The sequence below is a fragment of the Pandoraea capi genome (genome assembly GCF_902459735.1).
GTDB classification, from domain to species: Bacteria; Pseudomonadota; Gammaproteobacteria; order Burkholderiales; family Burkholderiaceae; genus Pandoraea; species Pandoraea capi.
In genome coordinates, this window is record NZ_CABPRV010000005.1 from 226,813 (window position 1) to 246,792 (window position 19,980).

The following is a 19,980-nucleotide window of genomic DNA, read 5'->3' on the forward strand; positions in this document are numbered from 1 at the left end:
CTGGCGTTTTTTTATGCGCGACGGATCAGCCGTGGGCGCGCTCGTCGCCGACCGTTTCCGCTTGCGCGACAGGTGAGCGGCTCGCTGCGGTGCCGGGATGCGATGCGCCGGGTGCGGCCGGTGCTGCCGATGTCGTTGATGTTGCCGATGCTGCCGCCGGTTCGGGTGTCGCGTAGTAATCGCGTTCCCACTTCTCGTGATTGGCTTTGGCCTGCTGCAATTCCGGTGTGAGCGGCGCAAACGCCAGCAGCAGCTTGTTGAGCCATGAAACGGGCACCTTGCACGGACGCTCGAAGTCGACGAACAGCACCACGCGCGTCTCGTCCGTATCGTTGTGCACCTGATGCTCGTAAGCGTCGTCGAAGATCACCACGCGATTGGCTTGCCAGACATAACGCTGGCCATCGACCTCGATCCAGCATTTTTCGCGCTCGCGCGGCACCTTCAACGCAAGATGCAGGCGTAACACCCCGTTATACGGGCCGCGATGCGGTGGAATTTTCTTGCCCGGAGAGAGGATGGAGAAAAACGCCGTGCGCAGACCGGGGATGTCGTCGAGTGCTTTGGCCGTGGCCGGGCAGCGCGCGAGATTGCGCTGTGCACGCATGCCATAGCCGAGGAAGACGAACGTCTGCCACTGGTGGTCCTGCGTGATGGTGGCGACGTCGGGCGAGATCTCGTGGAATGCCGGCAGGCGTCCCGGGGTTGCCAGCACCGCTTCGAGTTCTTTCGCGATGGCTGGCGCCTGGGCCTCGATGGCTTCGACCCAGGGGAACTGGGCGTTATCGAAGATGGGCTTATCGCCGACCAGTGAGTGTCGCGCGATGCTGCGTTGCGCCGCTTCCACACACCGAAAGAAAAATCTGGCGAGCCAGCGGGGCAGGGTACGGTTAGGGTTCTGCGCGGGCGATCGTGTAGCACTCAACGTCGGCCTCCAGGGCGGGATGGGGGAACCGGGCCGGCGGGGATGTGTCTTTCAGTGCGGTGAACGCCGGGCTTTTGGGTACAATTGTCGCGCGGTCCGGCCGCGCCGCCAAGTCTCGTGCGGGAAATGTGCGTGAGCGATGGGTTACGAGATGTTTCGTCCGGATCGAAGGGGTGGGGCTGGATGCGTCCGGACCCCGAGCAGGCTGGCGCTCGCCGACCAACACAGGAGACGCATGAACGCGCGCACATCACGGCATCCACACACGGCCAGAGGCACTATTCGCACTTTTGTGACCTCGCTGGCGTCATCGGCCATCCCGGCACCGCGCGCCGATCTCGCCGTCTCCTCCGTTCGCGCGGTTCGCTTCGGCTTTCGTCGCATTTCCCGAGTGCTGACGCTCGCGAGCATGGCGCCCGTCGCCACGCTGCTGGCGGCCGGCATGCTCCCGGCGCCGGCGGCGCACGCCAAGTACGCCATCGCCCAGTACGGCGAGCCGAAATATCCCCAGGGGTTCACGCACTTCGACTACGTCAATCCCGATGCACCTCGCGGCGGCACATTGACGCTCGCGAACCCCGACCGTCGCACCAGCTTCGACAAATTCAATCCGTTCACCTTGCGGGGCACCTCGGCGCCGGGGGTATCGGGGCTGATGTTCGAGACGCTCGGCATCGGCAGTGCCGATGAACCGGCCACTGTCTACGGCTTGCTGGCGGACGACATCGCCGTCGCGCCCGACGGGGCCTCGGTCACGTTCCACATCAACCCCGCGGCACGCTTCAACAACGGCGATCCGGTCACGGCGCAAGACGTCAAATATTCGTTCGACACGCTCATGAGCCCGCAGTCGGCACCCGGCTTCAAGGTGATGCTGGCTGACGTGAAGAGCGTTACGGTGATCGACAAGTCACGCGTGCGCTTCGATTTCCGGCGGGTGAGCCCCGATCTGCCGCTACTCGTGTCGTCGGTGCCCGTGTTCTCGCCCAAGTGGGCCGTGGGGGCAGACGGCAAGCGCAAGGCGTTCGATGCGCTGACATTCGAGCCGCCCGTGGCGAGCGGCCCCTATCGGATCGAGTCCTACGACGGCGGGCGTCGCATCACTTTCCAGCGTGACCCGAAGTACTGGGGCAACGACCTGCCGGTGCGACGCGGCACGTACAACTTCGAGCGCATCGTCTACAAGCTGTACTCCGACGACATCGTGCGCCTGGAAGGCTTCAAGGCTGGCGAGTTCGATGCCATCACCGAATACCGCGCGCGCAGTTGGGTGCGCAGCTACGTCGGTAAGCGATTCAAGGACGGCGAACTGATCAAGCGCGAATTTGCGCATCACAACGCGGCAGGCATGCAGGGCTTCATCCTGAATACGCGCCGCGATCTGTTCCGCGACGTTCGCGTGCGCAAGGCGCTGGACCTCGCGCTCGACTATCAGTGGCTCAATCGCCAACTGTTCTACAACCAGTACCAGCGTATCTACAGTTACTTCACCAACAGCGATCTGGCCGCGCGCGGCATGCCCAGCGACGCGGAGCTCAAGCTGCTGGAGCCGTTGCGAAAGAAGCTGGACCCGGCGGTGTTCGGTCCGATGGTGGTGCAGCCGACGACGACGCCGCCCGCCAGCCTGCGCGACAACCTGCGCGAAGCGCGTGAACTGCTGGAGCAGGCGGGCTGGACCTATCGCGATGGGGCATTGCGTAACGCGAAGGGCGAACCGTTCGTCTTCGAGTTTCTGGATGACGGCGGGTCGATGGGACCGGTGGCGTCCGCGTACGCACGAAATCTGGCGAAGCTCGGCATCACGCTGAATTTCCGTACGAGCGACTTCGCGCTGTATCAGAAGCGTATCGAGACGTTCGACTTCGACATGATTTCGCTGCGCTATCCCGATTCGCAGATTCCCGGCACCGAGCTGCTCGACCGTTTCGGTAGCCAGTCGGCCGGCGTTGAAGGCTCGGACAACGTGATCGGTCTGAAGGACCCGGCCGTCGACTCGCTGCTCGGCAACCTGGTGCGTGCCCATACCTATGAGGATCTGGTGGCCGCGGCCCGCGCGCTGGACCGGGTGCTGATGCACGGCTATTACATCGTGCCGCACTGGTTCTCGTCGACGCATCGCATGGCATACAAACAGAATTTGCGTTACCCCGAAAAGTTGCCGCTGTACTTCACCGCAGAAGGCTGGCTGGTCTCGATGTGGTGGGATTCACGCTCGGGCCGCACGGGCAATGCGCCGGCCGTGGCAGCCCCGACTGGAGTCGATCGTTAATCATGTGGGCCTACATTCTCAAACGATTGCTGATCATGATCCCGACGCTGCTCGGCGTGATCACGCTGACCTTTGCGGTCATCCAGTTCGTGCCCGGCGGGCCGGTCGAGCAGGTGATGCTCGAACTCAAGGGGCGCGGTGGCGGCGGTGAGGCCAGCGGTGGCGGGGGCGGCAGCGACTATCGCGGACGTCGCGGCATCGACGCGCAACAACTCGCCCAGATCAAGGCGCTCTACGGCTTCGACAAGACCCCGATGGAGCGCTACTGGCTGATGCTCAAACGCTTCGCACGCTTCGATCTCGGGCAGAGTTATTTCCATCACCAGAGCGTCTGGTCGCTGATCGTCTCGAAGTTGCCGGTGTCGATCTCGCTGGGGCTATGGACGTTCTTCCTCACCTACCTGATATCGGTGCCGCTGGGCATTGCCAAGGCGGTGCGCAACGGCTCGCGTTTCGACACGCTCACGAGTCTGGTCGTGCTCGTGGGATATGCCATTCCGGGGTTCGTGCTCGGCGTGTTGCTGCTGGTGCTATTCGGCGGCGGCACGTTCTGGCAGTTGTTCCCGCTGCGCGAACTCGTGTCGGATAACTGGAGCGATCTGTCGTGGCCGGCCAAAATTACCGATTATCTGTGGCACATCACGTTACCGGTGACGGCGTCGGTGGTCGGCAGTTTTGCCGTCATCACCATGCTGACGAAGAACGCGTTCCTCGACGAGATTCGCCGACAGTACGTGCTGACGGCGCGCGCGAAGGGGCTTTCCGAGCGTAAGGTGCTGTTCAAGCATGTCTTTCGCAATGCGCTGATCCCGCTCATTACCGGTTTTCCCGCCGCGTTTATCGGTGCGTTCTTCGCGGGCAGTCTGCTGATCGAGACGCTGTTCTCGCTCGACGGTCTGGGGCGGTTGTCGTACGAATCGGTACAGCGCCGCGATTATCCGGTCGTGCTCGGCTCGCTGTATCTGTTCACGCTCATCGGCCTCGTGACCAAACTCATCTCCGACCTCTGCTACGTGCTGGTCGACCCGCGTATTCAATTCGATCGAGTGGAGCACTGACGTGACCCGATCCGCCACGCCATCGCCACGCCCGTCCTCACCGTCGTCTTATTTCGCATCGCCGGCGCGCTCGCCGCGCTGGCGCGTCTGGCGGCGCTTTCGCAGTCATCGGCTGGGCTACTGGAGCCTGATCGCGTTCGTGGTGCTGTTCGGCGTCAGCCTCTTTGCCGAGGTCATCGCCAACGACAAGCCGTGGGTCGTGCGCTACGAGGGGCAGTGGTATTTCCCGCTCGTGAAGACCTACCCGGAATCGACCTTCGGCGGCGACTTCCCGACGCCCACGGATTACCTCGATCCGTTCATCGAAGACCGTATCCGCTCGGGCGACAATTTCGCGATCTATCCGCCGGTGCGTTACAGCTACGCCACCATCAACTACTTCGCGAAGGTGCCGAATCCGGCGCCGCCGTCGTCGGAGAACTGGCTCGGGACGGACGATCGCGGCCGCGATGTCTTCGCGCGATTGCTCTACGGCTTTCGGCTGTCTGTGATCTTTGCGCTGGCGCTCACGGTCTCCGGCACCTTGCTCGGCGTGCTCGCCGGGGCGGTACAGGGCTTCTACGGTGGACGGATCGACCTGACGTTGCAACGTCTCATCGAAATCTGGGGATCGTTGCCGGAGCTGTATCTGCTGATCATCTTCGCGTCGATCTTCGAGCCGCATCTGTGGCTGCTCTTCGTGCTGCTGTCGTTATTCGGCTGGATCGGCTTGTCCGACTATGTGCGTGCCGAATTTCTGCGCAACCGGCAACTGGATTACGTGCGCGCGGCGCGGGCGATGGGGTTGTCGAACTGGCAGATCATTCGTCGGCATGTCTTGCCCAACAGCATGACGCCGGTCATCACGTTCCTGCCATTTCGCATGAGCGGGGCGATTCTGGCGCTCACGAGTCTCGACTTCCTCGGGCTCGGTGTGCCGCCGCCGACGCCGAGCCTCGGCGAGCTGCTCAATCAGGGCAAGGCGAATCTCGACGCGTGGTGGATCTCGCTCGCGACCTTCGTCGTGCTCGTGCTCACGCTGTTGTTGCTGACGTTCATGGGAGACGCCTTGCGTAATGCGCTCGACACGCGTGTCGCGGACAAGCAGGCTGCGGCCGGGGGGGCGATGTGAACGCGCCGGCTTCTCCTTTGCTCAGTATCGAGAATCTTTCGGTGCGCTTCGGCGACACCGAAGCCGTGAAGAACGTGAGCCTCGCCATCGAGCGTGGCGAGCGGGTCGCCCTGGTCGGTGAGTCGGGCTCGGGCAAGAGTGTGACGGCGCTCGCGATTCTGCGCCTGTTGCAGGACGCTGAGATTCAGGGACGGATTCTGCTCGACGGCAAGGATCTGGCATCGGCGAGCGAGCGCGAGATGCGCGGGCTGCGCGGTAACGATATCGCGATGATCTTCCAGGAGCCGATGACAGCGCTCAATCCGCTGTATCCGATCGGCGAGCAGATCGCCGAGGCGCTGGAGTTGCACGAAGGGTTGTCGAAGAAGGACGCCAAGGCACGTGCCATCGAATTGCTGCGTCGCACTGGCATTCCCGAGCCTGAGCGCCGTGTCTCGCACTTCCCGCACGAACTGTCGGGCGGTCAGCGTCAGCGCGCCATGATCGCCATGGCGCTGGCCTGCCGTCCCAAGTTGCTGCTCGCGGACGAACCCACGACCGCGCTCGACGTCACCATTCGCGCGCAGATCATCGAACTGCTCCTCGAATTGCAGCGCGACGCCGCAGAGAAGCGCGGCATGGCGGTACTGCTCATCACCCACGATCTGAATCTCGTGCGACGGTTTGCGCAACGTGTGGCGGTGATGGAAAAGGGCGTGCTCGTGGAGTGCGCCGAGACCGAGGCGCTGTTCACGAATCCGCAGCATCCGTACACACGAAAGCTGATCGACAGCCGCCCGCAGCGCGAGATTCATCCGGTGCTGCCCATCGCGCCCGTGTTGCTCGAAGGGCGTGGCGTGACGGTGGACTATGCGACCGCGCAGCCCGGCGTTCGCGGCTGGTTCCAGCGCGGGCGCTTTCGCGCGGTGCATCCGGTCGATTTGTCGCTGCGTCAGGGCGAGACGCTTGGGGTGGTGGGCGAATCGGGTTCCGGCAAGACGACGCTCGCCATGGCGATGCTCGGCCTCCAACGCGCCAGTGCCGGCCAGATCGAGTTTCAGGGCGAGCCGCTCACGTCGTATCGCGGTGCGGCACAGCGCACCCTGCGCTCGCGCATGCAGATCGTGTTTCAGGATCCGTTCGGCTCGCTATCCCCTCGCATGACCATCGAGGAAATCGTGGGCGAGGGGCTGGCGCTGCATCGTCCGCAGATGAGCGAGGACGACCGTCGCGCACGCGTGGCCGAAGTGCTGCGCGAGGTCGGGATCGACGCGCGCGCCATGTCCCGATATCCGCATGAATTCTCCGGCGGCCAACGGCAACGGATTGCGATTGCCCGTGCGCTGGTCGTCGATCCGCAGATCCTCGTGCTCGACGAACCGACCAGTGCGCTCGACGTCTCGATCCAGCAGCAGGTGCTCCATCTGCTCGCGCAATTGCAGATCAAGTACAACCTGAGTTACCTCTTCATCAGCCACGATCTGGCGGTCATGCGGGCCATGGCGCACAGGGTGCTGGTGTTCAAGGACGGCCATCTGGTGGAGCAGGGCGATACGGAATCAGTATTTTTTGATCCGCAAAACGACTATACCCGCGAGCTGGTGGCCGCAGCCATGCTGTAGGTTTGTGACATGGGGGCGAAACGTCATATAACGTCGCGGAACGTCGCCCAAATCGCAAAGGCTTGATTGTTAATGAAAATTTTCCGATTGCACTGATTGTTTTTTTCTATTACCTTTTGACATCATGTGACGTTCACATTACTATCGCGTACCAATTAAGTTGATTATTCAACGAGTTAACCGATCAGATAACGGAACAGTTCCGAAGTCAGTTCAGAAACAAGTTCGGCGGTGGGTCTGCCGGGCGTGACTCGAAGGATTCAACACGGCAGCATCCTGTTGCACCCTGACGAGCTACTCATCGGCCATCCGACTCAACCAACCCGGCGACCAATGCAGACGAAACCTAAGCGCACCCGCAAGACTCTCCTTCTCGCGTTCACTGCCGCTGGCCTCGTCACCGCTTCGTTGACGGCGAAGGCTGACGACTACAACAACGGCCCGACGGCCGCTGCACGCGCTGCCGCTGCGGCCATCCAGGCGAGCAACGCTTCCCAGAACACCCAAAGCGCCGCTGGCACCGCCACGGTCAGTGCCGATGCCGCACAACCGGTCGTCGAAGAGTCGCGTGTGCAACGTGCGCAGAAGCTGCTCTCGAACGTGACCGACAAGGCATCGGACGTCGTACTTGGCGCGCTGAACTACATTGGCGTTCGCTACAAGTACGGTGGCAATACGCCGGACAGCGGTCTGGATTGCAGCGGCTTCGTGCGCTATGTGTTCCAGGACACACTCAACTTCATGCTCCCGCGCCGCTCGGAAGAGATGAGCCAGGTGGGTGAGCGCATCGCCAAGACCGATCTGAAGCCGGGCGATCTGGTGTTCTTCAACACCATGCGCCGCAGCTTCTCACACGTCGGTATCTATATCGGTGGCGACAAGTTCGTGCATGCCCCGGCCACGGGCGGCAAGATCCGCGTGGAAGACCTGCGCGAATCGTACTGGTCGGCGCGTTATAACGGCGCTCGCCGTGTCGAGACGCTCAAGGCCAGCGCAGAACTCACGCGCGTCGAACAGCTCTTCAAGAACGATCACCCGATGTAAGCTGCCGAAGCTCGTGACATTTGCGAGCTTCTGTGCCAATGAAAATGCCGCCCACCGGGCGGCATTTTTGTTTGTGCGATGGGATCGCTGTGCGGGCATGGGGGTGCTCGATGAGCGGCATTGGTCCACTGGGCCCGGCGAGCGTCCCTACGAGGCCGATGGCAATGCGTTAGGCATCGTCGCGCCCCGGCCTGGGTTTGTGGCTCAAGCGCCTTAGCGCGCTGCCTGTGGCATGCCGCGCGTGGCTTCCGACTGCGCCTCCGCAAGTTTGCGCTGAATCTCCGGCCACATCTTGGCGACGGCTTCCTCGCCCGCCAGAATCGCACGGTTACGTCCCTGGAAGTCCGAGGCGCCCATCTTGGCGAGCGACGGACGAACAACGACATCGGCGTTCTTCTCCAGCTCGTATTGCTTGATCGATTGCCCCATGATCGTGAACGTCTGCATAAGGATGTCGAACTGGCCTTGTGTCGCCTGCGCGGTCGGGTTGGCGGAGATATCGACTGCAATCACGAAGTCCGCGCCCATCTGACGGGCATATTCCGCCGGCACAGGGGCGACGAGCCCGCCGTCCACATAATCGCGATTGCCGATATGGACCGGCTCGAACACACCCGGCACGCTGCTCGATGCGCGTACGGCCTGTCCGGTATTGCCGCGACGGAACAGGATCGGGGCGCCGCTTTGCAGATCCGTGGCGACGATGCCCAACTGACGCGGCATCTGTTCGATCGTGCGGTCCTTGAGGATCTTGTTGACGTACGACTGAAGCGCTTCGCCGCGCAACATGCCGCGCGAGCGGAACGGCATCGTCCAGTCGCTGATCGACGCTTCGTCCATCGTCGACGCCAGACGATTGAGCTGGAAGCCGTTCAGGCCGGACGCATACATCGCGCCGACGACGCTGCCTGCACTCGTGCCGACGACGATATCCGCGTGGATGCCACGGGCTTCCAGTGCCTTGATCACGCCCACATGGGCGAAGCCGCGCGCGGCACCGCCACCGAGGGCGAGACCGATCTTCAGCGGGCGGACGACCTTGGGCGGCACAAGCGGTGTAAGGGGTGTCGCCGGCGTGACGGGGGTTTGTGCGACGGGTGGCTGCGCCGTGGTCGACGTGGCGGGCTGACTCGTCAGCGGGGCGCTCGCACAACCTGCGAGCACGGCGGCCATGCCAAGCGCGGCAAACGCCGTGCGCGACGAGGTGAGTCGGCGTGCCACGCAGCCGCGCGTCGAGGCAGCGGATGAAGCGGTGGCGGACACAATGGGGGCATCGGCGGCCGTCAGGGTGACAGCGCGACGCAGGATTCGATTCAACGACAACAAGGGAAAACTCCGGCAGGGCAGGACAAACGCTCGCCGCACCATAGATCGTTGGAATGGGGAGGCTGGCGAGCGTCGACGCGCAATTTTACGGCGATTGGAGCGGCGAAGGCACAAATCAGTTCACTTTTCGAGGGTGTCATCAGTGTGCGGCGACCTGACACGGAACCTTTCCCGAGGCGGAGCGTCTCACCTGCCGCAACGCACGCAATGTGCGAAGTCTGCTTGTGTGACCTGCCACTCCGCTGCCTGGCGTCTGTCCGAGGCATCCCACCTTTGGGGTGCAGTCGGTCGTCACCTCCATCTCCCCGCGCCACTCCCTGTTCTCGATAATGAACATCTGAATCAATGAGAATGGGAATCGTTTGTGTTGATTGAAATTTTTCATTATCCTGTTCCTCTCTGTAAAACCACAACGGCAAGGGGAATGGCTAATGAAGGCGAAGACGATCGGCAAGCTGGCGCGACTGACGGTGCTCGGCACGACAATGGCGGCGGCATTCGCCGCGCAGGCGGACAACGGTGTGCTGAATCTGTACTCGGCGCGTCACTATCAGACCGACGAGCAGCTTTACGGCACCTTCACCAAGCAGACGGGTATCAAGATCAACCGCATCGAGGCCGATGACGCTGCATTGCTGGAGCGTCTGAAGAGCGAAGGGGCGAAGAGCCCGGCCGACGTCATCCTGATGGTCGATGCGGCACGTCTGGCCAAGGGCGATGAAGCGGGACTATTCCAACCGACGAAGTCAGCTACGCTCGATGCGCGTATTCCGGCCAAGCTGCACGCCGCAAACACGAAGGCGGGCACAGATTGGTATGGCTTCTCGACGCGCGCTCGCGTGATCGTCTACAACAAGGACAAGGTCGACCCGAAGACCGTGCAGACGTACGCCTCACTCGCCGATCCGTCGCACAAGGGGCAGGTCTGTACGCGCTCGGGGTCGCATCCGTACATGTTGTCGCTGGTCGGGGCGCTCATTGCGCGTGATGGTGCCCAGGCGACGCAGAAATGGGCCGAGGGCATGGTGACGAACTTCGCGCGTGCGCCGCGCGGTGGCGATACCGACCAGATCAAGGCCGTGGCGACGGGCGAGTGCGGCGTGGCGCTGGCGAACTCGTACTATTACGTGCGCATGGCGCGTTCGGACAAGCCGGAAGACAAGGCGCTGATGTCGAAAGTCGGCTTCATCTGGCCCGATCAGGCCGGCAAGGGCACGCACGTGAACGTTGCGGGCGCCGGTATCGCCAAACACGCGCCGAACCACGCCAATGCCGTGAAATTCCTGGAGTACCTGGCAAGTGACGAAGCGCAACAGTACTTCGCCAACGGCAACAACGAATGGCCGGCCGTGACGACGACCAAGGTCGATAACCCGGCGCTGGCTTCACTCGGCGAATTCAAGGCAGAGGACGTCTCCATCGGTACCGTCGCCAAAAATCTGCCGGAAGCGCAGCGCATTCTCGACCGCGCTGGCTACAAATAAGCGGCAAGGACATCGCGGGTGATGCCCGCGATGTCAGTATTGCCCGCACCAAGCGCAAAGGGCGCCGGATTGGATCCGGCGCCCTTTGGCGCTTTGGCGTTAACTTCGGCGCTGGTCGTCACAGGCAAGCCGCGTGAGCGACCTGAAGCCTGTTGGGGCGGCGCGCTCAGTCGTCCAGCGACTCGTCTTCCTCGCCCGGCTGATACATGTGGTAATCGCCGGTAGCGTAGACGCCTTTGTACGCCGTGGCCGACGCGTCTTCGTTATCGATCAGGTGCGTCTCGGCGATGCGAAGCGATTCGCGTACCTGCGGCGGCTCGCATTCGGCAATCAGTCGCAGGGCTTCGGCTTCATCTTCGGCCACCACGTCGTACGTGGTCACGAACTCCGGTGCGGGGCCATCCGGATCTTCATCTTCCAGCGGCTCGTACCATTGGCCTTCCACGATCAGATGCATGGCGCGGGCGGTTTCCGATTGCTCGTCGCGCGCGGCGCGCAGCGCCCACAGGGCGGCGTCGCTCCACTTGTACGACTGTACGGCGTCGAGGGCGGTTGCCAAAGCCTTGGCGTTGTCGCCCGATTGCTTGTAGGCGAGCGAGAGTTCGGCTAGCACATCCGCCATCGATACGTTGCTGCCTTCCTCGTCGTGTTCCTGCTTGGCCAGGGCCTCGTACGTGGCGATGGCGGCCTTCGGCTCCCCCTGAGCGACGAACAGGTGCATGCGTAGCGCGATGGCATTCTCGATGAAGGCGCGTCCGGCCTGTGCGAGGTGCGGGCTTTCGAGCGTACGGTCGAGGCGGGCCTGGGCGAGCGCGAGATCGCCTTGACGGGCGAGGGCGTTGGCGTGGTTGAAGTCGACGATCACGAGGTCTTCGTCCGGCGCGCAATTGCCGGCGGCCTCGTAGGCTTCGATGGCGGCGTCGAAGCGTCCGAGATCGGAGCGGTAGTTGCCCAGCAATTGCCAGAGCAGCCAGACGCCCGGGGCATGCGCCACACCGGCTTCGAGCACGGCGACGGCCTGCGCCGTGTCGTCCATGTCTGCGTAGGCCATGGCTTGCACCTCATAGGCGCCCGAGTACTGCAGCGACTCAAGCCGTTTGCCGATTTCCAGGGCCGTTTCGGGATCGCCAGCTTCCAGGTGGGCGAACGCTTCCGCCATCAATTCGTCTTTCTCGGACATTGCAATTTCTCCTTCGGGAACAGCTTGAGGGGAAGGCGTACCGGCGGCTCGCGCGCAGTATCGTCCCATCATATAACAGGCATCGTGACAGCCGGCATCGTCGCGGTGCGATCCACGATGCTAACTGGCGGGATGATGACGAACAGGGGGAGGGGCACGTCTGACGACGCGCAATGAAAAAGCCGCGACAGGGTGTCGCGGCTTTTTCTCGTGACGCGGGGCGGGGCTGTCGGGATCAGCCGCCGCGGCGCATCAGGTCGAAGAACTCGGCGTTGTTCTTCGTCTGCTTGATCTTGCCAAGCAGGAATTCCATGGCTTCGGCCTCGTCCATGTCATAGATGAGCTTGCGCAGCACCCAGATCTTCTGGAGGATTTCCGGCTTGATGAGCAGCTCTTCGCGACGCGTACCCGACTTGTTCAGGTTGATCGACGGATAGACGCGCTTTTCCGCCAGACGACGCTCGAGGTGCACTTCCATGTTGCCGGTGCCCTTGAATTCTTCGTAGATCACGTCGTCCATGCGGCTGCCGGTTTCGATCAGTGCCGTCGCGATGATCGTGAGCGAGCCGCCTTCTTCGACGTTACGTGCAGCACCGAAGAAGCGCTTCGGACGTTGCAGGGCGTTGGCATCCACACCGCCGGTCAGCACCTTGCCCGATGCCGGGATCACGGTGTTGTAGGCGCGGGCCAGACGCGTGATCGAGTCGAGCAGAATCACCACGTCTTCTTTCATTTCGATCAGGCGCTTGGCCTTCTCGATGACCATTTCTGCGACCTGGACGTGACGCGTGGCCGGCTCGTCGAACGTCGACGCGATCACTTCGCCGCGCACCGAGCGCTGCATTTCGGTCACTTCTTCCGGGCGCTCGTCGATGAGCAGCACGAAAAGCTTGGCTTCCGGATGGTTGGCCGTGATGGCGTGTGCGATGTGTTGCAGCATCACGGTCTTGCCGGACTTCGGCGAGGCGACCAGCAGGCCGCGCTGGCCCTTGCCGATCGGGGCGATCATGTCGATGATGCGGCCCGTCACGTTCTCTTCACCGCGAATGTCGCGCTCGAGCAGCAGCGGCTTGTTCGGGTGCAGCGGCGTGAGGTTCTCGAACATGATCTTATGTTTCGAGGCCTCGGGCGGGTGGCCGTTGACTTTGTCGACCTTCACCAGCGCGAAATAACGCTCGCCGTCCTTCGGCGTACGCACTTCCCCTTCGATCGTGTCGCCGGTATGCAGGTTGAAGCGGCGGATCTGCGACGGGCTGATGTAGATATCGTCCGTGCTGGCCAGATACGACGTTTCAGGCGAGCGCAGGAAACCGAAGCCGTCCGGCAGCACTTCGAGCGTACCGTCGCCAAAGATGGTTTCGCCGGACTTTGCGCGCTTCTTCAGAATGGCGAACATCAGCTCCTGCTTGCGTAGGCGGTTGGCGTTCTCGATTTCGAGACCGTTCGCCATTTCTAGCAGCTCGGAGACGTGCTGGGACTTTAGTTCGGATAAATGCATACGGAGGTGCCGTCCACTGGACGACAAGTGAAGGATCAGGGAAAAGTGAGCGAACGCTCGAAGAACTTTGGGGTGCTTTTGGGCGGATTATATAGCAAGCAGCGTCATGCGCAAGCACTGCGCCGTTTGCCCGGCGCCGGGGTGTCGCACTGTGGCGACAAAGGCCCCGGCACTTACCGTCGACGATCGATTACAGATTGCCGTCGAGGAACGAGGTCAGTTGCGACTTCGACAGGGCGCCGACCTTCTGTGCGGCGACAGCGCCGTTCTTGAACAGAATCAGGGTCGGGATGCCGCGAATGCCGAACTTGGCCGGCACGCCCTGGTTCTCGTCCACGTTGATCTTGGCGATCTGCACCTTGTCGCCGTATTCCTTCGACACTTCGTCGAGGATCGGGGCGATCATCTTGCAGGGGCCGCACCATTCCGCCCAGAAGTCGAGCAGCACCGGCTTGTCGGATTTCAGAACGTCCGCGTCGAAGCTGGCGTCGGAGATGTACTTGATTTCGCTCATGAGTATTGTTGCCTCGTATAACTATTCGGAAACGTCCGATGAAAGTGGCGCTAGGCGCCGTTCGCTTTCACCGACGCTGGAGATGTCACCCAGCATTTCCCGGGCGTGCATTCTCCATATGGAGGCTGCAATCGCGGCATTCAATAGCGCTCGCCAATGCAGTTTGCGATCATCTTAGCGGAAATTTCCAAGGCTTGCGCGCGCTGCCGACACAGGCTGAGAGGTGCCCGGCGGCGTATCGCGTCCCATAATCTCGCGCTTTGGGCTTCTGTTGGCGCGTCGACTCTGGTAGAATCTTTTCCTGACGGGCCTCCTCGCATGGTGGCGCGGCCAATCTGGTCAGGTCGGGAACGAAGCAGCCACAGCCGTTTTCTACCAGTGCCGAGGGTCAGGCTCGTCACCTAATTCCTTGTTTTGCCGATGTTCTCGCGCGTTCTGCGCAAATATCTCCACCGCTTGAAGCCTGCACGAATCGTCCCCATTGTCGATGGGCGGCGACGCGTTCACCGTCGTTTGCGCCTTCGTTTTCGTGAGGAAAGCGATCACGTGGCTCCGCGCCTCGCGTGGGGCGGACGGGCTTGGTAGAATCGCCCGACATTTTTTTCTATTGCACTGATAGCGTGCCGATTCCGGCATGAAAAGCGACGCCGTTCGACGTTCGATCGGGCGTTGACATCGGTGCGGAAGCCCAACGCCGAACTGTTACAATTTGGCATGACCTATCAAGTACTCGCGCGCAAATGGCGCCCCAAAGGCTTCTCGACCCTGGTGGGCCAGGAGCATGTCGTGCGTGCGTTGACGCACGCGCTCGAGCAACAGCGCCTGCATCACGCCTATCTGTTCACCGGTACGCGCGGCGTCGGCAAGACCACGCTTTCGCGCATTCTGGCCAAGGCGCTCAATTGCGAGACGGGGATCACGGCCGAGCCGTGCGGCGTTTGCAAGGCCTGTAAGGCCATCGACGAAGGGCGTTTTGTCGACTACGTCGAAATGGATGCCGCGTCGAACCGCGGTGTCGACGAAATGACGTCGTTGCTCGAAAAGGCGGTCTACGCGCCGGCGGATGCGCGCTTCAAGGTCTACATGATCGACGAAGTGCACATGCTCACGGGGCACGCGTTCAATGCGATGCTCAAAACCCTGGAAGAGCCGCCCGCGCACGTCAAATTCATTCTCGCGACGACCGATCCGCAAAAGATTCCGGTCACCGTGCTCTCACGCTGCCTGCAATTCAATCTGAAGCAGATGCCGGCCGGGCACATCGTGTCGCACCTCACGAATATTCTCGGCGAAGAAGGGATCGAGAACGAGCCGCAAGCGCTGCGTCTGCTCGCCAAGGCGGCGGGCGGCAGTATGCGTGATGCGTTGTCGCTCACCGATCAGGCCATCGCCTATGCGGCGGGCCCGCTCACTGAGACGGCCGTGCGCGGCATGCTCGGCGCCATCGATCAGAGCGTGCTGGTGCGCTTGCTCGACGCGTTGAAGGACGAGTCGCGCACCGATTTGCTCGCGATTGCCGACGAAATGGCAGAGCGCAGCTTCTCGTTTGCCGCAGGTTTGCAGGATCTGGGCAGCTTGCTGCACAAGATCGCGCTGGCGCAGTACGCGCCGCAAGCCGTGTCCGATGACTGGCCGGAAGCCGCCGACGTGCGACGACTGGCCGAAGCGCTGTCGCCGGAGGCGGTTCAGCTCTATTACCAGATCGCCACGCGAGCGCGCGGCGAGCTTGGTCTCGCGCCCGACGAATACACCGGTTTCTCGATGGCGCTGCTGCGCATGGCGGCATTCACGCCGCTGCTCGCCGGTGGCACGCTCGCCGAGCCGCCGACGCCGCAAGCCGCGCAATCTGCGCGTGCAGTCGCCACGAGCGCCCCGGCGCGTGCGCCGATGGCGGAGCCGGCGCCACGTGCCTCTGCGCCGTCGTCACCCGCATCTTCCCCTGCGGCGCAACCGGAAGCGCGTCGCGCACCGGCAGCCCGCAGCAGTGCGCCGGGCGCCCCGGCCGACGGTGCCCCGATGTCGCCCGCCCGAGCCGCGCTCGCCGCGCTCAATGCCGGGCGCAAGGGGACGGCCGGTCGCGCCGGGAGTGCTGCCGGCGCCAATCGCGCCAGCGCGCCCCGCGCATCGGACGAAGCGCCTGCCGGTGCCGACCCCGAACCTGAGCCTGCCAGTACTGCGGCGGCTCCCGCTGCCGCGCCTGTCCAGCCGCCGCGCGCTTGCGTCTATCGTGAAGTCGACGGCGTGCCGCCGGTATTTACCGGCGAATGGCCGGCCCTGGCGGAAGCGCTGCCGGCGCGTGGTCTGGCGCAGCAACTGGCGTTTCAGAGCGAGTTGACGGAAGTGGCGGGACGCGCCTTGCATTTGCGCGTGCCGCTTCGCCAACTGGCCGACGCCGCCACCGCCGACAAATTGCGTCAGGCACTCGTCGAGCATTTCGGCGGCGACGTGCAACTGCACGTCGAACTGGGGCAGGTCGGTACGACGGCGGCTTCGCTCGCCGCAGAAGCGGCGGCGGCGCGCCAGCGCGCGGCCGAACAGGCCATCGCCGACGATCCGGTCATGCGCGAATTGATCGACGAATTCGACGCGCAGATCCTTCCGGGAAGCATTCGACCGGTACAATAAGCAAGTTCGCTTTCGTAAAGGGTTCCGGGTTTTCGAATCCGGCACCCAAACGCGTGTTTGGCGCGGTCGGTGCGTACAGCGAGCATGGCGAATACGCCGGCACGCTGCGCGGCCCGCAGCCTGCACGACACCTCAGACGACACCCCACACGATTTATTCAGGAGCCAACATGCTGAAAGGAAACATCGCAGGTCTGATGAAACAGGCCCAGCAAATGCAGGAAAACATGAAGAAGGCGCAGGAGCAGCTCGCGCAGATCGAAGTCGAAGGGCAGTCGGGCGCGGGCCTCGTGAAGGTCGTGATGACCTGCAAGAACGACGTGCGTCGCGTGACCATCGACCCGAGCCTGCTGGCTGACGACAAGGACATGCTTGAAGACCTCGTCGCGGCGGCATTCAACGACGCCGTGCGCAAGGCCGAAGCGACCGCGCAGGAAAAGATGGGAGGCCTGACCGCCGGTCTGCCGCTGCCGCCGGGCTTCAAGATGCCGTTCTGAGCGTTTTCCGCCAGCTTCGATAGAAAGACGACGCATGCCTCAGCCCCAGCTCTCGAGCCTGCAGGAACTCGTCGATGCCCTGCGCGCATTGCCGGGTGTCGGACCGAAGTCCGCCCAACGCATCGCTTACCATCTGCTGCAACGCGACCGCAAGGGCGCGGTGCGGCTGGGCGAAGCGCTGGTGCATGCGTCCGAGCAGATTCGCCATTGCGCGCGCTGCAACACGTTCACCGAAGTCGAAATCTGCGAGACGTGCCTCGATCCCGAGCGCGACACGAGCCTTCTGTGCGTGGTGGAAACGCCCGCCGATCAGAACATGCTTGAGCAGACGATGACCTTCAAAGGGTTGTACTTCGTGCTCATGGGCCATCTCTCGCCGCTCGACGGCGTGGGGCCGGGCGAGATCCATTTCGAGCAATTGATCCGTCGCGCTACCGACGGCGTGGTCAAGGAAGTGGTGCTCGCCACGAACTTCACCAACGAAGGTGAAGCCACGGCACACTACATCGGACAGACGCTCAAGGCGCGCGGTCTGCGCGTGAGCCGGCTCGCGCGAGGCGTGCCGGTCGGGGGCGAACTGGAGTACGTCGATGCCGGAACGATCGCCCGTGCCGTGCTCGACAGGCATACGCTCTGAGCATGGCGCGGACGTGACGTCGTCCGCCTTTGCGCGTAGGTACTCGTACTCTCATCCAATCGGATTAGCTGTTATTCGCTATATCTGCGCATATCCCCGTCTTCTAGACTAAACCTGCCGACTTGGGGACCCAACTACACGGGGAACACCATAACTCCCGGGCGGCGTGGGGCCGTATAACCTGTCGCGCAGATCCCGGTCCAAGACCAAAAAACTGCGTGCAGGCACTGCTTAGGCAGGGAGTTAAGGTATGGCTAACGATACCGGGCGCACCCTGATTTACGCCTCCCGAAAGCACAGCGACGGATTGCTGTCGTTCCTGGGAGAGCAAGGCTGGCAGGTTGTGCCGGCCAAGAGCGCCAGCGACGTCGGTCGCATTCTCAATCCGGGGGTCACCAGCGCAGCACTCATCGACCTGGCGAGCGGTTATAGCGACCGCGAGATGGGCGCGTTCGAGTCCTGCATGCAGCCGGCAACCGTCGGCTGGGTTGCCGCGACAAATCCCGAACAACTCACGACGACGTCGATCCGACGGCTCATTCGTGACTATTGCTTCGACTACGTCAATGTCCCTTGTACCAACGATCAGCTCGCGCATTCGATCGGGCACGCATGGGGCATGGCGTCGCTGTCGGAAGTGCCGATCATCACGCCGCAAGTCGGTGGCGATCAGGAGATGGTCGGCACATGCGAAGCGATGCAGCAGCTCTTTCGCACCATCCGTAAAGTCGCCAATACCGACGCCCCGGTGTTCATTTCGGGCGAGTCGGGGACCGGCAAGGAACTGAGTGCCGTAGCGATTCACGAGCGCTCCTTGCGTGCCAAGGGGCCATTCGTCGCGATCAACTGCGGCGCCATTCCGCCACATCTGATGCAGTCCGAACTATTCGGCTACGAACGGGGCGCTTTTACGGGCGCGAACGCACGTAAGGTCGGTCGCGTCGAGTCGGCGAACGGCGGCACGCTGTTCCTCGACGAAATCGGCGATCTGCCCATCGAGAGTCAGGCGAGCCTGCTGCGTTTCCTGCAGCAAGGGGCGATCGAGCGTCTCGGCGGTCACGAAGTGATTCCGGTCAATGTCCGAATCATCTCGGCAACGCACGTCGATCTGGAAACTGCCGTGAAAGAGGGACGTTTCCGCATGGATCTATTCCACCGTCTGTGCGTGCTTCGGGTGGATGAACCGCCGCTGCGCGCACGTGGCCAGGACATCGAGATCCTTGCGCATCATGTGCTGCAACGCTTCAAAGGCGACAACCATCGCAAGATCCGTGGCTTCACGCAATGCGCGGTTCAGGCGATGTATGAATATCACTGGCCGGGCAACGTGCGCGAGTTGATCAACCGTGTGCGCCGCGCCATCGTGATGGCCGATAGCCGCATGATTTCGGCCAAGGATCTTGACCTCCTGCCATGGGTGCCGACACTGGTGCGCACGCTCGAGGAAATTCGCGCGGAGGCCGAACGAACGGCCATCGAGCAGGCGTTGCTGCGCCACTGTCACCGTTTGACGGATGTGGCCGCAGAGTTGGGAATTTCGCGCATTACGCTGTACCGCCTCATGTGCCGGTACGGATTGCGCGGTGACGAATCGGGCGTGCCGGCCTGATATCTTCTGGCGAAGAGAGGGCGACCGTCCTGTGATGAGCAGGGCGGTCGTTTCTTTTTGGGGTCCTGAAGATTGCGCAGTTGATGTTTCTCCGAAGCGCTTCCCATCTGTGTGTGCAACGCGCATTTCTCCCTTCGATTTTCTCCCTGTCCTCGCGTTTCGCGACCCCTGCCATCGTCAATAACGACGGGCGATTCCGGCATTTTCTCTGCTGGTCGACGCCGCCGTCGCGTCGTACGCAATGCGTGGCCTCCCTCGTTGGAAGTGTTTCGAAAAGGCCCGCTGCCTTCGGCGCCGATTCGAAAAAATCGCAGGCAAGGGTTGTCCCGCACGCACATCAAAGATGAAACATCCGGGGCCTGTCGCGCCGTCGCGATCACTTCGCCCGAATGTGACTGCTCCATGTCGTATTCGTCGATCGCTCTCAATCCGCCGCAAAAGTGTCATGCGAAACCCTTGCAAACAGGGCGTCTGCGACATGCGTCGCTACTGACGCCGATATCGTTCGCAGTTCGGAATGTTTGCGAAGTGCGTCGATGACGTGACAGCCGGGGACGGACCGGGCCCACGTATCAATGCTGAAACGTTTTCAGCGACCCGGCC

15 protein-coding genes and 1 other RNA gene are annotated in these 19,980 nt (G+C 62.5%); 11 read left to right on the plus strand and 5 right to left on the minus strand.

What is annotated here, in order from left to right:
* Window positions 1–25: 25 nt before the first annotated feature.
* Window positions 26–925 (minus strand): aspartyl/asparaginyl beta-hydroxylase domain-containing protein, encoded by a 900-nt coding sequence (locus tag PCA20602_RS12900; protein ID WP_246182145.1) that lies wholly within the window; start codon window positions 923–925, stop codon window positions 26–28.
* A gap of 409 nt (window positions 926–1,334) precedes the next feature.
* Here PCA20602_RS12900 and PCA20602_RS12905 point away from each other — a divergent pair, with 409 nt between their 5' ends.
* The 5 genes from PCA20602_RS12905 to PCA20602_RS12925 all read left to right on the plus strand — a co-directional run bounded on the left by PCA20602_RS12905 (window position 1,335) and on the right by PCA20602_RS12925 (window position 8,008).
* Entirely contained in the window at window positions 1,335–3,194 is a 1,860-nt protein-coding gene (locus PCA20602_RS12905; protein WP_150721719.1) for an extracellular solute-binding protein, read from the plus strand.
* Between the two features lie 2 nt (window positions 3,195–3,196).
* Window positions 3,197–4,252, plus strand: a complete 1,056-nt coding sequence (locus PCA20602_RS12910; RefSeq protein WP_150721556.1) for a microcin C ABC transporter permease YejB — start codon at window positions 3,197–3,199, stop codon at window positions 4,250–4,252.
* Between the two features lies 1 nt (window position 4,253).
* Complete coding sequence (locus PCA20602_RS12915; protein ID WP_150721557.1) at window positions 4,254–5,363, plus strand: ABC transporter permease; 1,110 nt, start codon at window positions 4,254–4,256, stop codon at window positions 5,361–5,363.
* A complete protein-coding gene (locus PCA20602_RS12920; RefSeq protein ID WP_150721558.1) occupies window positions 5,360–6,964 on the plus strand; it encodes an ABC transporter ATP-binding protein in 1,605 nt (534 codons plus the stop codon). Before PCA20602_RS12915 ends, PCA20602_RS12920 begins: the two co-directional genes overlap by 4 nt.
* Before the next feature lie 333 nt (window positions 6,965–7,297).
* Entirely contained in the window at window positions 7,298–8,008 is a 711-nt protein-coding gene (locus PCA20602_RS12925) for a C40 family peptidase (protein ID WP_150721559.1), read from the plus strand.
* A 213-nt stretch (window positions 8,009–8,221) separates the two neighbouring features.
* Here the strand turns inward: PCA20602_RS12925 and PCA20602_RS12930 are convergent, their stop codons facing one another.
* On the minus strand, window positions 8,222–9,181 hold the full coding sequence (locus tag PCA20602_RS12930) for a patatin-like phospholipase family protein (RefSeq protein ID WP_150721720.1): 960 nt from the start codon (window positions 9,179–9,181) through the stop codon (window positions 8,222–8,224).
* A gap of 584 nt (window positions 9,182–9,765) precedes the next feature.
* On the opposite strand from PCA20602_RS12930, the gene PCA20602_RS12935 reads away from it, so the two are divergent.
* The gene (locus PCA20602_RS12935) at window positions 9,766–10,818 is read left to right on the plus strand and encodes an extracellular solute-binding protein (protein ID WP_150721560.1); all 1,053 of its coding nucleotides are present in this window, start codon (window positions 9,766–9,768) and stop codon (window positions 10,816–10,818) included.
* A gap of 166 nt (window positions 10,819–10,984) precedes the next feature.
* On the opposite strand, the gene PCA20602_RS12940 is transcribed toward PCA20602_RS12935, so the two are convergent.
* The 3 genes from PCA20602_RS12940 to trxA all read right to left on the minus strand — a co-directional run bounded on the left by PCA20602_RS12940 (window position 10,985) and on the right by trxA (window position 14,010).
* Window positions 10,985–11,998, minus strand: coding sequence for a tetratricopeptide repeat protein (locus PCA20602_RS12940; protein ID WP_174981075.1), 1,014 nt, complete (start codon window positions 11,996–11,998; stop codon window positions 10,985–10,987).
* A 235-nt stretch (window positions 11,999–12,233) separates the two neighbouring features.
* Entirely contained in the window at window positions 12,234–13,496 is a 1,263-nt protein-coding gene (rho, locus tag PCA20602_RS12945; RefSeq protein WP_039399112.1) for a transcription termination factor Rho, read from the minus strand.
* Between the two features lie 190 nt (window positions 13,497–13,686).
* A complete protein-coding gene (trxA, locus tag PCA20602_RS12950; protein ID WP_150721562.1) occupies window positions 13,687–14,010 on the minus strand; it encodes a thioredoxin TrxA in 324 nt (107 codons plus the stop codon).
* A gap of 303 nt (window positions 14,011–14,313) precedes the next feature.
* Here trxA and ffs point away from each other — a divergent pair.
* The 5 genes from ffs (at window position 14,314) to PCA20602_RS12975 (ending at window position 19,377) form a co-directional block, all read left to right on the plus strand.
* Window positions 14,314–14,412: signal recognition particle sRNA small type (ffs, locus tag PCA20602_RS12955), an RNA gene on the plus strand.
* A 312-nt stretch (window positions 14,413–14,724) separates the two neighbouring features.
* On the plus strand, window positions 14,725–16,635 hold the full coding sequence (dnaX, locus tag PCA20602_RS12960; protein WP_150721563.1) for a DNA polymerase III subunit gamma/tau: 1,911 nt from the start codon (window positions 14,725–14,727) through the stop codon (window positions 16,633–16,635).
* A gap of 169 nt (window positions 16,636–16,804) precedes the next feature.
* The gene (locus PCA20602_RS12965) at window positions 16,805–17,131 is read left to right on the plus strand and encodes a YbaB/EbfC family nucleoid-associated protein (RefSeq protein ID WP_010807314.1); all 327 of its coding nucleotides are present in this window, start codon (window positions 16,805–16,807) and stop codon (window positions 17,129–17,131) included.
* A gap of 34 nt (window positions 17,132–17,165) precedes the next feature.
* Window positions 17,166–17,768: a recombination mediator RecR gene (gene recR / locus PCA20602_RS12970; protein ID WP_150721564.1), complete on the plus strand. Its 603-nt coding sequence runs from the start codon at window positions 17,166–17,168 to the stop codon at window positions 17,766–17,768.
* 250 nt (window positions 17,769–18,018) lie between these two features.
* Window positions 18,019–19,377, plus strand: a complete 1,359-nt coding sequence (locus PCA20602_RS12975; RefSeq protein ID WP_150721565.1) for a sigma-54 dependent transcriptional regulator — start codon at window positions 18,019–18,021, stop codon at window positions 19,375–19,377.
* Window positions 19,378–19,980 lie beyond the last annotated feature (603 nt).

Coding starts and splice junctions, on each gene's coding strand:
- PCA20602_RS12925 (WP_150721559.1), top strand. CDS start 7,298: ATGCAGACGAAACCTAAGCGCACCCGCAAGACTCTCCTTCTCGCGTTC.
- recR (WP_150721564.1), top strand. CDS start 17,166: ATGCCTCAGCCCCAGCTCTCGAGCCTGCAGGAACTCGTCGATGCCCTG.
- trxA (WP_150721562.1), bottom strand. CDS start 14,010: ATGAGCGAAATCAAGTACATCTCCGACGCCAGCTTCGACGCGGACGTT.
- PCA20602_RS12930 (WP_150721720.1), bottom strand. CDS start 9,181: ATGGCCGCCGTGCTCGCAGGTTGTGCGAGCGCCCCGCTGACGAGTCAG.
- rho (WP_039399112.1), bottom strand. CDS start 13,496: ATGCATTTATCCGAACTAAAGTCCCAGCACGTCTCCGAGCTGCTAGAA.
- PCA20602_RS12935 (WP_150721560.1), top strand. CDS start 9,766: ATGAAGGCGAAGACGATCGGCAAGCTGGCGCGACTGACGGTGCTCGGC.
- PCA20602_RS12965 (WP_010807314.1), top strand. CDS start 16,805: ATGCTGAAAGGAAACATCGCAGGTCTGATGAAACAGGCCCAGCAAATG.
- PCA20602_RS12905 (WP_150721719.1), top strand. CDS start 1,335: ATGGCGCCCGTCGCCACGCTGCTGGCGGCCGGCATGCTCCCGGCGCCG.
- PCA20602_RS12940 (WP_174981075.1), bottom strand. CDS start 11,998: ATGTCCGAGAAAGACGAATTGATGGCGGAAGCGTTCGCCCACCTGGAA.
- PCA20602_RS12975 (WP_150721565.1), top strand. CDS start 18,019: ATGGCTAACGATACCGGGCGCACCCTGATTTACGCCTCCCGAAAGCAC.
- PCA20602_RS12910 (WP_150721556.1), top strand. CDS start 3,197: ATGTGGGCCTACATTCTCAAACGATTGCTGATCATGATCCCGACGCTG.
- dnaX (WP_150721563.1), top strand. CDS start 14,725: ATGACCTATCAAGTACTCGCGCGCAAATGGCGCCCCAAAGGCTTCTCG.